13 protein-coding genes are annotated in these 14,294 nt (G+C 55.3%); 10 read left to right on the forward strand and 3 right to left on the reverse strand.

The window, feature by feature from the left end; genetic code table 11:
* Positions 1-11 precede the first annotated feature (11 nt).
* Positions 12-2,411, reverse strand: coding sequence for a protein kinase domain-containing protein (locus tag HNQ64_RS18840; protein ID WP_184211574.1), 2,400 nt, complete (start codon positions 2,409-2,411; stop codon positions 12-14).
* 98 nt (positions 2,412-2,509) lie between these two features.
* Between HNQ64_RS18840 and HNQ64_RS18845 the strand changes: the two genes are divergently transcribed.
* The gene (locus HNQ64_RS18845; protein ID WP_184211576.1) at positions 2,510-3,415 is read left to right on the forward strand and encodes an RluA family pseudouridine synthase; all 906 of its coding nucleotides are present in this window, start codon (positions 2,510-2,512) and stop codon (positions 3,413-3,415) included.
* A 12-nt stretch (positions 3,416-3,427) separates the two neighbouring features.
* On the opposite strand, the gene HNQ64_RS18850 is transcribed toward HNQ64_RS18845, so the two are convergent.
* Complete coding sequence (locus HNQ64_RS18850) at positions 3,428-3,886, reverse strand: GAF domain-containing protein (RefSeq protein ID WP_184211578.1); 459 nt, start codon at positions 3,884-3,886, stop codon at positions 3,428-3,430.
* 53 nt (positions 3,887-3,939) lie between these two features.
* Here HNQ64_RS18850 and HNQ64_RS18855 point away from each other — a divergent pair, with 53 nt between their 5' ends.
* Positions 3,940-4,563 (forward strand): hypothetical protein, encoded by a 624-nt coding sequence (locus HNQ64_RS18855; protein ID WP_184211580.1) that lies wholly within the window; start codon positions 3,940-3,942, stop codon positions 4,561-4,563.
* A 5-nt stretch (positions 4,564-4,568) separates the two neighbouring features.
* Here HNQ64_RS18855 and HNQ64_RS18860 read toward each other — a convergent pair whose 3' ends face one another.
* Positions 4,569-6,521 (reverse strand): serine/threonine-protein kinase, encoded by a 1,953-nt coding sequence (locus tag HNQ64_RS18860; protein ID WP_184211582.1) that lies wholly within the window; start codon positions 6,519-6,521, stop codon positions 4,569-4,571.
* A gap of 209 nt (positions 6,522-6,730) precedes the next feature.
* Here HNQ64_RS18860 and HNQ64_RS18865 point away from each other — a divergent pair, with 209 nt between their 5' ends.
* The 8 genes from HNQ64_RS18865 (at position 6,731) to HNQ64_RS18900 (ending at position 14,294) form a co-directional block, all read left to right on the forward strand.
* Positions 6,731-7,471 carry an RNA polymerase sigma factor gene (locus tag HNQ64_RS18865; protein WP_184211584.1) on the forward strand — a complete coding sequence of 247 codons (741 nt, stop codon included), beginning with the start codon at positions 6,731-6,733 and terminating at the stop codon, positions 7,469-7,471.
* 163 nt (positions 7,472-7,634) lie between these two features.
* Entirely contained in the window at positions 7,635-7,928 is a 294-nt protein-coding gene (locus HNQ64_RS18870; protein WP_184211586.1) for a hypothetical protein, read from the forward strand.
* Positions 7,929-8,006: 78 nt separating this feature from the next.
* The gene (locus tag HNQ64_RS18875; RefSeq protein WP_184211588.1) at positions 8,007-8,381 is read left to right on the forward strand and encodes a hypothetical protein; all 375 of its coding nucleotides are present in this window, start codon (positions 8,007-8,009) and stop codon (positions 8,379-8,381) included.
* Positions 8,382-8,397: 16 nt separating this feature from the next.
* Positions 8,398-11,085: a TraG/VirB4 family ATPase gene (locus HNQ64_RS24375; protein ID WP_184211590.1), complete on the forward strand. Its 2,688-nt coding sequence runs from the start codon at positions 8,398-8,400 to the stop codon at positions 11,083-11,085.
* On the forward strand, positions 11,082-11,597 hold the full coding sequence (locus tag HNQ64_RS18885; protein WP_184211592.1) for a hypothetical protein: 516 nt from the start codon (positions 11,082-11,084) through the stop codon (positions 11,595-11,597). The genes HNQ64_RS24375 and HNQ64_RS18885 overlap by 4 nt, the downstream gene beginning before the upstream one ends.
* Positions 11,598-11,624: 27 nt before the next feature.
* Positions 11,625-12,506 (forward strand): hypothetical protein, encoded by an 882-nt coding sequence (locus tag HNQ64_RS18890; RefSeq protein ID WP_184211594.1) that lies wholly within the window; start codon positions 11,625-11,627, stop codon positions 12,504-12,506.
* A gap of 54 nt (positions 12,507-12,560) precedes the next feature.
* Positions 12,561-13,649: a hypothetical protein gene (locus HNQ64_RS18895; RefSeq protein WP_184211596.1), complete on the forward strand. Its 1,089-nt coding sequence runs from the start codon at positions 12,561-12,563 to the stop codon at positions 13,647-13,649.
* 18 nt (positions 13,650-13,667) lie between these two features.
* The gene (locus tag HNQ64_RS18900) at positions 13,668-14,294 is read left to right on the forward strand and encodes a hypothetical protein (protein WP_184211598.1); all 627 of its coding nucleotides are present in this window, start codon (positions 13,668-13,670) and stop codon (positions 14,292-14,294) included.

The raw sequence follows: 14,294 nt of genomic DNA on the forward strand, positions 1-14,294 counted from the left end.
AGCCGTGCCCATCACTGCACCACCTTCATCCAGCGGGAGCGGAATCCCCGGTTCTCCTCCATCAGTTGTGCAGCCACGGTGGCAGAAAGATTGTGCAGTCCTGTCACCCGAGCAAACACGGCAATGCGCTCCTGCCGCAGGTAGTAGTCGGTGCTGTCAGTCGTTTGTGCAGCGAAGAATTGAGCGGCCTCTAGCAAGGTTTCTGGAGCTAGGCTATCCAGCGGCAGCGTCAGCGCCCCGCGTTCCAAGCTTACGGTGATCTGGGTCAGGTCTGCGGCGGTGACTTTGCCCTCCACGGTGCTGCCAGCCACACGCTGCAACTTCCCTTGGTACCCCTGGGTGGAAATGTCTGCAAAGAGTTGCACTAGAAAGGCCTGCCCCTGCTCATAAAGATAGCGCCGCCCTTCCAATGCGGACTGCACCTCTGGAGACTCGAACCGCACATCCTTTAACAGCTCCACCACACGACTGTAATCGTAGCCCTGAACCAAGGTGGGGATCACCGCCAAAAGCTCTGAAAGTTGCGCCAGTTCACGCTCCCTCAGCACGCGATCACTCGCCATTTTCTCGCGCTGCACATCCAGGCGGAGGCGAACCAGTTCACGCTTCAGTTCATCTTCACGTTTAGCGAGCGCTTGCTTCAAAGTTCCGCCTGTGCGCAGGCTATCACGCGCTTTTTTGACCGTGGCTAGCGCGGATTGACACCCTTTGAGATCATGGGGCGCAGCCAGATTTTGCACACCTTTTGCCGTGATGAGATCTTTTTCATACAACGCATAAATGGAGGCATAACTCTGCACCCACTCCAGTGACGAAGCGCCCACCCCCGTTTTCACATCCACCAAGTGCTGTGAAAAATACTCCAACTCGGCAGCGCCCAAGGCCGCATCACCAAAATGCCATTCGGCCAATCCCTGGAGTAAGTAGCCCAGCACAGGTTCCTGCGCAGTGTTGTAATTGAGATCTGCCTGCGGCGTGCCCAATCCCAGATTCGTCCCCATTCGACTTCCTAAAGACTTAAAAAAAGCGGCCAAGTCAGCTGAGACAAGACTGCTGCCTTCCCCGGTGTCTTCCGCCATCTTTTTCAAATGCCCGACTGCATCTTCTTTTTTACCGATCACGATGCTGCAAAGAGCCGCGTTGAAGCGGGCCCAATTTAGAGTGGGCTGCCGTGCCTGGCCAGATTCGATCAACCGCTGGAACTGCTGCCGAGATTCCGCAAAACGCTTCTTTTCTAGCATGATGGCGCGAGCTTCCAGGAAACGCTCGGCCACGGTTTCTCTTCCCGCTTGGAGCGTCACCCCCTCACCTGCTAGGTCATTGCGGGAGGCATCCACCGTCTCTGTGATGGCCACGGCTGCACGGTCCCCCGTGCTGCGCATCAGCCAGCCCACGGCAAAGGTCACCACCAGCGCGGCTGCGGCCCCGATGAGCCAGCGCAGCTTGCGATTGCTGAAACGCACTTTGTAGTTTTGTCCCACCAGCCCTTCGGCGAGGCGCAGTTCCTCCACCGTTTCATCGTAGTTCGCACAGCGCTCCTGAGGGCGAAAGGCGACCATGCGATTGATCACGTGAATGGTGCGAGGGGCAAAACGCAGTCCACTATCCTCCAGGGCCACGCGCTTGCATTTGATCATGCGCAGTTCCTGGATGTTGTTGGACTCCGCCTTATGAGGTGGGCGGCCTGTCAGCGCATGAAAAAGCGTTGCACCGAGGCTAAAAATATCGCTCCGGTAATCCTCCCGGTTATCAATGATCTTTTCTGGAGCCACATAATACGGGGTGGCCCAGATCTCACTCGAAGAATCCGGCCCGCGCTCCACAAACAAAGCTAGGCCAAAGTCCACCACCTTTGAAGTTCCGGTCTCGGTAAACAGAATGTTCGCCGGCTTCACATCTCGGTGAATCAGGCCTAGTTGCTGGGCAGCGCGCAGACCTTCGGCCACTTCCCGGCCAATTCGCAGGCCTTCTTCCTCGTTGATCGTCCCTTCCCGGCGGATCCGCTGCTCCAGGCTCCCCCCATTCACCAGTTCCATGGCGATGTAGAAGTAGCCTTGATCGTAGCCCACGGAGTAGAGCTTGATCACGTTGGGGTGGTTCACATTCGCCGTGATGAGGGCTTCCTGGCGGAATTGCTCCACCCGGGCCGCATCGCGGGAATATTGGCGGTTGAGGATCTTTAGCGCCACACGCCGCCCTAGCGTCTCATCCTCAGCTTCAAACACCCGGCTCATCCCACCTTCGCCGATCTGGCGCACGATCATGAAGTGATCAAACTTCCGCCGTACCCGCACCATTTGACCGCAGAAAGGACATTTCAGCTTCGTGAACGGCTCCAGCGATGTCACATCAATCTGGTTTTGACAGACGGGACAGGTGCTGAGGTAAGACTGTTCGGGGGGTGGGGTCACTGAGGGATTGATGCCTTTCACAGGCTGTTTACTTCCATCGCAGATGAAATGCCAGAAATTACAGATTGCCTAATTTATTCGAATCATGACTATGTGACGTGGACTGGATCATCACCGAGCAGAACGATATTGGGCAACGATTGGACAAGCATCTTACGGGACGTCTTACTGACTTGTCACGCTCTCGGTTGCAAGATTTGATTCGTGACGGGCACATCACACTCAACGGTCGCGCGACCAAAGCCAGCATCGCTCTGAAGCCTGGAGACACCATTTCCGTCACCATCCCGGAAGCTTCTGCGGTAGCTGTGGTGGCGCAGGACATCCCCCTGGAAATCTTATTTGAAGATAAAGACATCCTGGTGCTCAACAAGCCCCCAGGTCTCGTCGTCCACCCTGCTGCGGGTAATCCAGACGGGACCCTGGTCAACGCCCTGCTGCACCATTGCGATGACCTAAGCGGAATCGGAGGTGAGATGCGGCCTGGTATCGTTCATAGACTCGATAAAGACACCAGTGGCTGCATGGTAGTAGCGAAGAACGACATCGCCCACCGCCGTCTCTCCGAAGCATTTGCCGAGCGGCGCATGAGTAAAATCTACCTCGCCGCCATCAATGGAGTGCCCAAGGAGAAAAGCGGCCGCATCCAAAACCTCATTGGCCGCCATCCGGTAGATCGGAAGCGCATGGCGATCCTTTATGATGGAGCAGGGAAAGAGGCCATCACCGAGTGGGAACAACTCTCCGTTTACAAAGACACAGCCCTCATTCGCTGCAAACTTCTGACAGGGAGGACGCACCAGATCCGGGTCCACATGAAGGAGGGGCTGGGCTTCCCCATCCTGGGAGACCCCATCTACGGTCACCCGAACAGGCAAAAAATCTCCACGCCAAGGCTGATGCTGCACGCCTGGAAGCTCAGCCTACACCACCCGATCCATGACCAGCCGATGAACTTCGAAGCGACAGTCCCCGTAGAGTATGGTCCCTGGCTGGCCAAATAAATCCATGCGGCCTCACGGGGCCAGTCTGGCAGCCACTTCGGCAGCCAAGTCTGTAAGCCTCCGTTTTTCAGCCTCGGTAAAGTCGTACGGCTCCCGTTTGCCGATACCCAAAGTGCCGCAAAGACGCTCCCCCTCCAGAACCGGCACCGCTAGGCTACCCTGGACCTGAGTCTGCTTGGCTCCCTCACGCGCCACCCCACTGGTATCCGTCTGCAAATTGCAGAGTTCCACAGGCTCTCGCCGTTCCGCCGCCGCCCCGGCGATTCCTTTGCCGATGGGGATGGACTGAATCACAGGCATGAGCTGCGGAGGAATGCCTACCTGGGCCACCAATTTCAGGTGTTGATCCGCCGTATCAAAACGGTGCAGGGTGCCCGTCACGCAGCCAAATGCAGCGATGGTGGTTTCGAGAAAACGACTCCAGTCGTCAGAAGTGGGGGTGGCAGGCAAGCTCATAGAAGCAGAAAACATGATTGTCGAAAACGATGCGTGCGGCTAGTCTGGCTTAACGTTTCTCGGAAACCATGAAAAATTGCGCCGTCATTTTTGGCATTTGTTCCCTTCCTTTGGCCACGTTCGCCCAGGGCAATCCTGCTGGCAGCGCCGTGGTAGGCCGTACGATTTACCACACCGACGACTCCCGGACAGAATCCATCAAAGACCCGAATACCCGGGAAATGACGGAAATGACCTACAACACCTCCGGTCAACTGACGGTGAAAAAAGTCTTTTTACTCAATGACAAAGGCGAGCCGCTGCAGGGCAATGTATATGATGGACGGGGGAATCTAGTCGCCCGGTGCCAGTCCACCTACGACGAGTTTGGCCGCCGCAAGGAAGACCGGCTCACCAACCTCAAGGGGGAACTTTTCCAGCAAGTCATCCATGAATACGACAAGTCTGGCAAAGCCCTCACGCCGAAGGTGATCAATCTAGACACTGCCGCAGCGCCCATGATGAAACCTGCGGCCATTGATTACACCGGCCAGCCAGCCACAGCACCGGGAGCTAACTCCTCTCGCTTTGCGCCCGCACAAATCCCTGCCAATGGGGCCACATCCGCCGCGCCTGTTCCTAACAACACAGCACCGGTGCCGACCGAAGAGAAACCCAAAAAGAATTTCTTCAAAAACCTCTTCAAAAAGTAACCTCATCACCGCGAGGAATGCCGCACCAGAGACCAAGCGGTGCGGCGCTGCGTATCCAGAGACCACCGGCCTTCAAAGTCTGGCAGCATCAGGATCGCCTGATTATTTTTGGGAGTCATGGCTCCGTCTTTGATCGCTTGCTGCTCATCAGACACAGCATTTGCTTTTCCAGGAGTCGGCTGAGATGCCCAGCCCCATTTCTGGCCTGACATGTCATAAACGAGGCTAGCATCTGCCGGGAAAACGGGCCAGTCCCCTTCCATTGCCTGCACGATGTGGCCTTGCGGGTCAGACCAACGCAGGCGCCCCCCCTGTGCTTCCAGTTGGAATCCGAAAGCCAAACTACCGGACTCTTGAGGCTCAGACTCGATGCAGTAAATGACCTTGTATTCTCCTGGCTGGATGAGCAGTTGTTCCGAGCTATGCTGGCTGCGCAGCCCGCCCAGCCGCCCTTCAAAAGCATAGCGCCCTGTGAGGTGCCGCAGATGCCAGCCGGTGACATCTACGGGTAATGTCCCAGGATTATGCACCTCGATCCAGTCCGGTGTATTGCCAGCTTTATCGCGAAGAGTGGTTCGATTTTTAGCCTGAATCTCCGTGATCAGCAAAGGGGGCTCTGACGCCTTCGGCATCCAGGCCTCAAAGTCAAAAGCACTGCGATCCGTCCAGGCAAATTGACCGCTTTCGGCGTTCATCCAACCACCCGTCCAGAGAGGCGCATTCACGCCCATATCATGCAGTTTTTTCGCCACATCCTGCAGCTCTTGTTGGCTATGGAAACTGGCCATTTCCACACCCGGCGTCACTTGGATACGGCGCCGAGCTTCGTCCCAATTCAGCTTGAGTCGAACTAAAGAAAATCGATCATTGAGCTTCACCACCGTCGGGCCATGCTCGCTGTCCACATAGGCGGTATTGACGGGTTTGGGCTTCTCAAAGAGTTCCGTGTTCAGCGCATCCAGCAAGTAAATGAAACCTGCGCCGACGATGACTGACGTCATCATGGACACGATGGGGCGTTTAGCGATGGCCCGTTGCATCAAGGGCTGCTCCAGACGCTGCACCACCGTCCGGATGGCAGCCTGCATGTCACTCGCACGCTGGTAGCGGTCTGCAGGGCGTTCACGCAGAGCACGAGTCACCACCTTATCCAGCAGGGCCGGCGCATCCGATTTTTTGGAAGGCGGTTCAAAAACGCCCACCGGCAGGTGACCAGTTAAAAGCTCATACAGCGTCACCCCTGTGCTAAAGATGTCTGCCCGGTGGTCAAGGTTTGCCTCTGCACGGCGCTGCTCAGGTGCTGCGTAACCTGGCGTTCCCATGACCATACCCGTGCGGCTCTGCGTGGTCGCCTGTTGAGACGTCGCGGATAATTTAGCCAGGCCAAAATCTGCCACTCGCACCCTCCCCCGCACATCCAGCAGAATGTTGGTAGGTTTAATGTCACGATGAATCACGCCATGATCATGGGCAAACTGGAGAGCCTCACAAACCTGCGTAATGACTTCGAGCGTTTTGCTCAAAGACAAAGGCTGTTTTTTCATCAGATCCAGCAGAGAAGTCCCCTCCACATACTCCATCACGATGAAAAGGTGGCCCGAGGCATTTCGACCGAAATCATAGATGGCCACAATGTGAGGGTGCTGAAGCCGAGCCAGCAAACGTGCCTCTTGGTGGAACCGATCCACAAAGGCCACGTCCTGCCCCATCTCGGGTGGCAGTATTTTAATGGCTACCCGTCTTTCTAAAGACTTTTGCGTGGCCGCATACACAGCGCCCATACCGCCACGATCAATGAACTGGAAATCGTGATAACCAGGAAACAGCGGCTCCAACTCCTCCGCCATCGGAGGTTCCCAATCTGTCGCTTGGCCCCCCAATACTCCATCCAAAAGCCCTAGGGGGTTCAATCCATTGAGCTTCGTGGTGGATTTTTTTTTCGCGGGGGCGTCTCCCATGGTTTGTCAGTAAAGATGAATTTTAAATGCTCATTTTTCTAAGAAGACCTCAATTGGTCTTTTGTCGGGTAAAACTGGCGAAACAACCCCAATGACGACGTTATTAGCCACATTACCAACTGCTTGTGACGCATTTTTCTTTAGAAGTTGCAGCAGGCCATTTGCCAATTGCACCTTTCGTTGGAACGTTGCTTACTACGCTGCTGCACATGAATTCACACACTCATCATGGAGGTTTTCCCGCAACACGATGGAGCGTCGTTTTAGCATTGCGTGACGAGGATGACAGCCGTCGTGGAAGACTGGCTCTTGATGAGCTCTGTCAGATTTACTGGCGGCCCATCTACTCTTATGCACGCTATCAGGGACTGGCCCCAGCAGATGCAGAAGACCTCACCCAGAGCTTTTTCAGCTTCGCTCTTGAGAAAGACCTCTTCTCAACGGCTGACGCCTCTCTGGGTAAAATGCGTAATTATCTACTCACCGCCTTCAGCCGACACATCAAACACTGGCAAAGGCAGGCCAATGCACAAAAACGAGGTGGGGGTCGAGAGATCGTCTCGATTGAAGCCTCGCAAGCGGAGGATGAGATCACCATTGACCCAGCAGATCACCGGACGCCGGAGTCCATCTACCAGAGGCTCTGCGCTTTGCGCATCATTGAGGCCGCTATCGACCAACTGGCGAAGGAACAAGCAGCCGCCGGCAAAGAAGAGCATTTTCGCTTGCTACGCAGTCGTCTGGATCCCTCCCAAGCCGGATCTGGCAATGATGCCGAAATGGCGGCTCAACTTGGCATCAGTCATGATGCCGTGAGACAATCCATTTCCAGATTGCGAAAACGCTTCCGAGAAATCATGCGTGACCTTGTAGCCGCCACCCTTTCCGATCCCACCGACGAGTCCGTCCAGGAAGAACTCGCCGCCTTGCGCAATGCGCTTGTCGGGTAAATCTTTTCGCGCGGGGAGACAGCCCCTGCCGAAAGTTGAGAAAAAATCTGTCACACCCGAAAACAGAAGGCATAACCATTGGCAGCAGAAGGCCGCAGCGCCCGCAAGCTAACCCAAACACAACAAACACCATCGCAATACTATGAGCCCAGTCGCAATCACTATGGCAGGAGTCAACATCCTCCGTTTCACCATGCCACTCGCCCAGGCCGGCACAGAAGACACCCTCGCAGACAACATGAGCGGCGTCGTCAGCATCCTGAACATGGTTGGCCTCGTTCTGGCCTTTGGCGGCCTGCTTTTCTCTGCCGTCATGTTCATGATGGGCCAGACTGAGCGTGTGCTTTACGGCCTCGTCGGCGCAGGCATCGGCGGCCTCTCCTTCATCATCGTGAAGGTCATGTTCAATGCTTCCGGCGGTAGCGAAAGCATCGAAAACGTCAACATGGGTGGTTAGTCCCCTGAGAGCGAGTCTCCTCCCCCTTGATGAAGTCACCTTCATCGAGGGGGATTTCCCTCGTCACGCCTAGCCCTCATGGAACAGCAACAATCCGTTCGGCTTCATGAAACCAACGAAGGCCGCGAAACCCAGCAGGGCATCGCCGGTTTCGAAGGTCTCAATGCGCTTTTTTTCATGCTCGCCCTCGGGCTTGCCATGATTATTTTCCGCAAGTTCGCCAGTGAAGCCAACCCTAACATGTTGCTGGCAGTCTTATTTGCCTCGATTCCGTTGATTGTCGTCTCCGCCTACTGCTTTGGCCTCAAGCAGGGCAAGCCCCCCTCATACGATGTAGAACTCGGCGAGTGGCTCATCATCAAGGCCAGTAACAACCCCTACTTCTCCCCCAAACAGGTCGAGCCGATTTCCCTGCCCTGGGTGGATGATCCGACCAAGGAGAAAGATATTTAAAGCGATGGCGAAATTCGTGAATTCTTACCTCGACGAGGACCTCATCATCTATCGCGGCCTCGCCCGCGGAGGTGCCATCGGCAAAGGGTATAACGTGGAGATGCCCGACACGGAAAACACGGATGCGTCTTGGCTCATGTCCCTCGAGGATAACCTGCGAGTGCTCCTGCGCATGATCCGCCCAGAACTGCGCATGCAAGTCTCCTGGAGCGTGGACAGCGACTACCGCAAGGAACTGGAGCGCTACCGCCAGAATACCGAAGAACTCCCTCAGGACCGCTGGTCCACCCGGCAGCGCGAGGAACGCTACAATCGTTACGATAAAAAGATCCGCGACCACCAACTGAGGCGGGAACATCTTCAATTTTACTTCACCTCCAAAATCCAAAACAAGACCATGGGTGGTGGCAGGCAGTACTACGAAGAGATCCTGCAAGCCGCCAAACGTGAACAATCGGAGTTGGAAGAAACGCTGCGCCAGCAGCTTGGCAGCCTCGGAGGCCGAATCTCCCCCATGGATAACATGGAGCATTTCGAGGCCTTTTATCGTTATTTCAATCCCAGCGCTTTCGAGAATGAAGCCTTGAAGCTGGAGGACATTTACGATCCATCCAAGACCGTTTGTGAGATGTGCTTCAACAGTGATGCCGCCCCTTATGGGATGGGCACATCCACCTTCAAGATGGACGGTTTTTACCAGGGCATCTGCGTCATGAAGACGCTGCCTAAGTTCACCTACATCGGCATGATGCGTCTGCTCACACAGATGGACATCCTGGATTACCAGATCGTCGCCAACATCGAAGCTGGGGATGTAGAAAAAGACCGCGTCGCCACGGAAAGTAAAGTGGCGCGGCTGGAGCGGGGTAAGATCACCCCCTCTCTGGAGGCCACTCTGATGAAGCTGCGCACCCGTATCCGCCGCCTCACCACGAACGAAGTCGTCCCTTACCGCATGCACCTCATTGTGCGGGTGTGGGACCGCAATCCAGACAACTGCGCCAGCAAACTCTCCGCCATTAAAAACTCCATCCTGAAGCTGGGTGGGGCGCAGGCCTATGAACCCACCCTCCCCACCAGCGTGCGGAATTACTGGCAGCTCTGCATGCCCGGCTGGACGTGGGCGAACTACAACGACTTCAAACTTTACGTCGAAGACGTCAACTTAGCAGATCTACTGCCGGTCTCCAGCACCCCCACGGGTGACTTGGCAGAGGCCGAAGCCATCTATGATGGACCACGGGGAGCCCTCGTCGGTGCCACCACCTTCGTCGGCGTCAAAGGTGCCATGCGGCCAGAACACGGCATCATGTTTGGCGCCTCGGGTGCTGGCAAATCGGTGTTCACCATTGACCTTCTCACCCAAACGGCTCCGTATTACGACTATACCGCCATCGTTGAAGAAGGCCTTTCGTATAACCTCTTCACACGCCTATACGGGTGCAAGCCCATCATCGTTCAGCCGAACGGGAACCTGACATTCAATTACTTTGACACACGCGGCCTGCCCCTCACCTCTGATCAACTTGGTGGGGCCACAGCCATCGCCCATCTTATGGCGGGTCCACCGCCAGACATAGATAAGGATCGCATCCGCCAAGCCCTGCTCTCCAAGCAGATCGAGCGCATCTACGTGGATCAGTTTGAGACCTGGGCCAGCCGCAATAGCGAAGGCCGTTTTGAAGCTGCACGTCGTGTCAATGTCGCCTCCGAATGGCGTCGGCGTAAAATGCCGCCGGGCACCGTCTTAGCCGATGCTTGGCTGGACTTCAGTGCGGAAATGCTGGAAGGCAATTCCGAGGCCCATGAAATCAATCGCCTCGTCCTCGATCCAGGCATTGTCGAAGATTACCTCAACAATCCCGGCAACCAGTGGGACTTGATGAGCCTCGCCTACACTTTGATGAAAGCGGAGGACATGCCCACTCACAGTCAGTTCGTCGAGCTACTGAATCTGGAAAGCCGCCAACGTCGCGCTCACGAAGACTTGGGGTTGTTACGCATGCTGTTAGAACCCTGGAGCCGCACAGGTCGCTATGGAGCCATCTTGGATGGGGTGAACAACGTGGACCTCAGCGGCAAGGTCGTTCATTTTGAGCTCTCTTACATTCCCGAATCTGCCAAAGAACTGCGCACCGTGGCAGCCTTCTTGATCACGAATGATCTGCGGAAGGAGATCATGAGCCGCCCGCGCTCCACCCGTAAACGTGTTATTCTGGAAGAGCTCTCCGCCTTCCTGGCCATGCCAGACGGAGACCGCATCACCCGTGAGTATTACGAACGTATGCGTAAATACTCCTGCTGGGTCTTCTCCATCATCCAGCAGTTCCAGCGTATCAAGGACCACCCGGTACGCTCCTCCGTCGTGGGGAACTCACGCATCATGTTCATGCTCAAGCAGCCTGACCAGCGCGATGTCGAAAGCATGAGTGAAGGCTTCCGCATTCCTTCCATCACGAAAAAACAAGTCACGAGCTTCCCTGACCCCTCGGAAATGAAGACGGACCCATACGGTTCCTTTGTTTATTACCATGAGGCCACGGGCCGCCCGCGCATCGCCATCGGTCGTCATCAGGCCTCGAAGGAAATGATCCTCGCCTCCGCCACCTCTGGGGAGGCTTTCGAACGCCAGAACGAGCAGCTCAAAGAATTCGGCGGCGACGCCTACAAAATGATCCTCAGCCAAGCCAAGTCCAAAGCATGAAACGACACTTCATTCTCCTCAGCGGTCTCTGCATCGCGCTGGCCTCCTGCACCAGCAGTGACGGCACCATGAACAAAGGCCTGCTCGGTGCGGCTTCAGGCGGCCTCATTGGTGCCCTCATCGGTGATGGACTGTTGAATGGGGATGACAATTCTTCCTCCTCCGGCAGTTCCAGTGGTGGGGGCAGTGGCAGCTCTAGCGGTAGCAGCGATAACGGTGGCTTTTTAGAAGACAATTCCGGTCTCATCACCGGAGCTGTGGCAGGTTACGCAGCCGGTGCTATCAGCGACAGCTTTGCCAAAAACGAAGTCCGCCAAAAGTATCTCGACGGGTATAACAAAGGCCGCAGCGATGCCATTAAAGAACTCTACTGGGTGAAGCGGGATGCCGAACGCCCCACCGAAGACTCCAGCATCCAGCGCCGCTACTATGAAGTCCCCGTGCCTGAGCATGTGACCACGGATGGCGTGCTCGTGGAACCTCGTAAAGTCGTCATCGAAGTCGTCGAATAAACGTCTTTCAATCAAACCTGAAACGCCATGAAAACATACCTGCTCATCACCACGGCGCTGATGCTGGCAACGGCAGCCAAGGCGCAAACTGGGGCTGTCGTTGTTACCTCCGCCCCCACACTCGAGCTTGGCCAGTCTGAGCTTTCTGCCAAACTCACCCAAATCCTCAACGAAGCTCAACTGCAAAACGAAAAACTGCAGACCAGTCTCGAACGTCTTGGAGAGCCGAGAGATCTCAATGCCTCTGCCATAAGCACGATTCAGGAAGACATCCGTAAGGGTGCGACGAGCCTGAAAACTCGGGAAGAGCAGCTCACCATGATGCAGGCCATTGATGGCTCCGAAGTCTTTAATGACACAGCCTTCGGCGTGATGCAGCCCATCGGCAGAACTGTCATCCGTGATGATGGGGTGGAAGTGGAACGTGATCCTGAAAAATATAAAATGGAGGCAGCCCAGCTCGCCCACGTCAAAGAATACAAAAAAGTGCGCGGTGAAGCCATCGAGCGAAAGAAGGCCCTGAATCGCGAACTCTCAGGCATCATCGAAGACCTCAACAACGCCCAAGACCTGTCGAACATTCAAAAACTCCAGGGCATGATCACCGCCCTGGAAGGCCAACTGGCTGAGTGCAATGCCACCATCATGGTGGCCCAGGCAGACTCTGAAATGACGCTCAAGGAATTGGAAGGCCAAGCACGGGTCGTCATCAAAGGCAAGCAAGAAGCTGCTTACCTGAACCGTCCAGCATCCCCAGATGCAGCTCCTCTGAATGCCACAGGCACCTTCCCTGGCGCAGGTGGTACGAGCACTTTCAAGCTTCCTTGGGGCCGGAGAGGTGAAGAGGGCAATCCAGAACTCGGCGGACCTGAGACGGGTGAGCCTGAGCCAACTCCACCCGCCAACTAATTTCCCGCTGTCTCTTGAGCGCGGCATTCACCCCACACACTCCTTTTTAGCACCATGCCTCTATTAGCCCAAGGAACCGTGGACCTGATCCAGTCAGGGGGAAATCCGCTGATCTTTTTCTACACCGATCTCGCGGATGTATGCTCGCGTTGCAGCGATGCCATCCAGCCGATCGCTTTCGTTCTCATCTTCGCCAGTCTGCTGATTCACAGCTATAAGTGCATGATGGGCAGTGACCTATCCGGCATCGTCCGTCACATCGTGGTCTCGGGGGTCATCATTTCCATCATGCCGTTTTATGCGGAGTGGATGCTGGCGGCTCAGTCTGCTTTAGGGTCAGACCTGCTCACAGATCTGGAGGTAGATCCGCTCTCGACCTTGATCAATTTTGGCGAGAGCTTTGCCGATGGACCCTGGGATGAGCCTTCAGCACCGGACATCATCTTAGGCGTGCTTGACCCTATTGAATGGGCTTCCTACTTCTGCCAAATCATCGGCATGTTTTTCATGATCGTCATTTCCATGGTCATGTATGCCCTCTTTTGGTGTGGTTTTCAGATTCAGATTATCGCTCTTTATTTGGGTAGTGCTGTAGGTCCCATGTTCCTAGCGATGCTTGTGTTTGAGCAGACCCGTGACACCGCCGTAAAATATCACATCGGCATGCTCAGCATTTGCTTTTGGCCTTTAGGCTGGGGGATCGGCATGCTCTTCACCGAAGCGCTCATGACCGGGGCTATCCCGCAGGCGTCCGTCGTTTGTACTTTTATCTTTGGTCCTCTGGCCGCTGTACCTATCGTTAATACGATCCTTGCTGTCGGCGCAGTTGTCATCATCCTTTTGATCATCATCGTCTGGCTCATTGTGGTGCTTTTCGCAGCTCCAAAGATTGTGAGTAAAGCGATCACCACAGGTGCACAAATCGGCATGGGCCTTGTCTCTGCTGGCGCGAGTACAGCATCCGGCGTCGCCACCGCTGGCGTTCAGGCAGCCTCTGGTGCGGCCATGATGGCGGGTGGTGCCGCCCTTACGGCTTCAGGAGTTGGTTCAGGGGCAGGCATCGGCATGATGACGGCAGGTGCTGGCAGCATGGGCGGAGGAGCCAGCTCCATGGGTAAAGCGGTAGGCTCAGCAGGTAGCTAAGTTTTTTCTATTTTTCGAATGAAAGGCGTCACTGACATGTTCATAGCCAAGGACAAGCTGGCCATTTTTTGGTTTCTTGTCTCCTGTGGCTGCATCATCGGCACAGGCTGGTATCTCCATGGCCAAGCCATCGCCGGCCGTGGGCGCATGCTCTTCGTGCCCATTGAGCAGCATGATATTTTCATGGATCGTGAGATGAAGCCTCAGGACCTCAATGAAGCCGCAGATTTTCATACTCGCTTGCTCATGGAGACCGTCCTCAACCGTGGTCCAGGAGGGCCATTGGATAAAGCCCGCATTGATCAGCTTTTCGTTGGCAATGGGCTGGATCAAATCAAGCTGGATATCCAAGATAACGCCTTTGATTTCAACCAACGTAAAATCCACCAGATGGTGGAACTTGGCCGGGTGGACATTGTTCATAACCCTGACGATGGCAGCGCAGTGACCAGTACCGAAGGCCAACTTATCCGCCTTAGTTTCGACCCCACGCTGAAAGAAAACGTCGTTCAGTCTTTCCTCGTGAACGCCACACTCCAGTGGCAGCGCAATCCGAGTTTACGCACCAACAAACGGTTCATGTTCGTCTGCAACGACATCAGTTACACACTAAAAGAGTCATCCAGCTCTGAGAAGCAACCTTAA

The sequence above is a fragment of the Prosthecobacter dejongeii genome, assembly GCF_014203045.1.
Taxonomy (GTDB): domain Bacteria; phylum Verrucomicrobiota; class Verrucomicrobiia; order Verrucomicrobiales; family Verrucomicrobiaceae; genus Prosthecobacter; species Prosthecobacter dejongeii.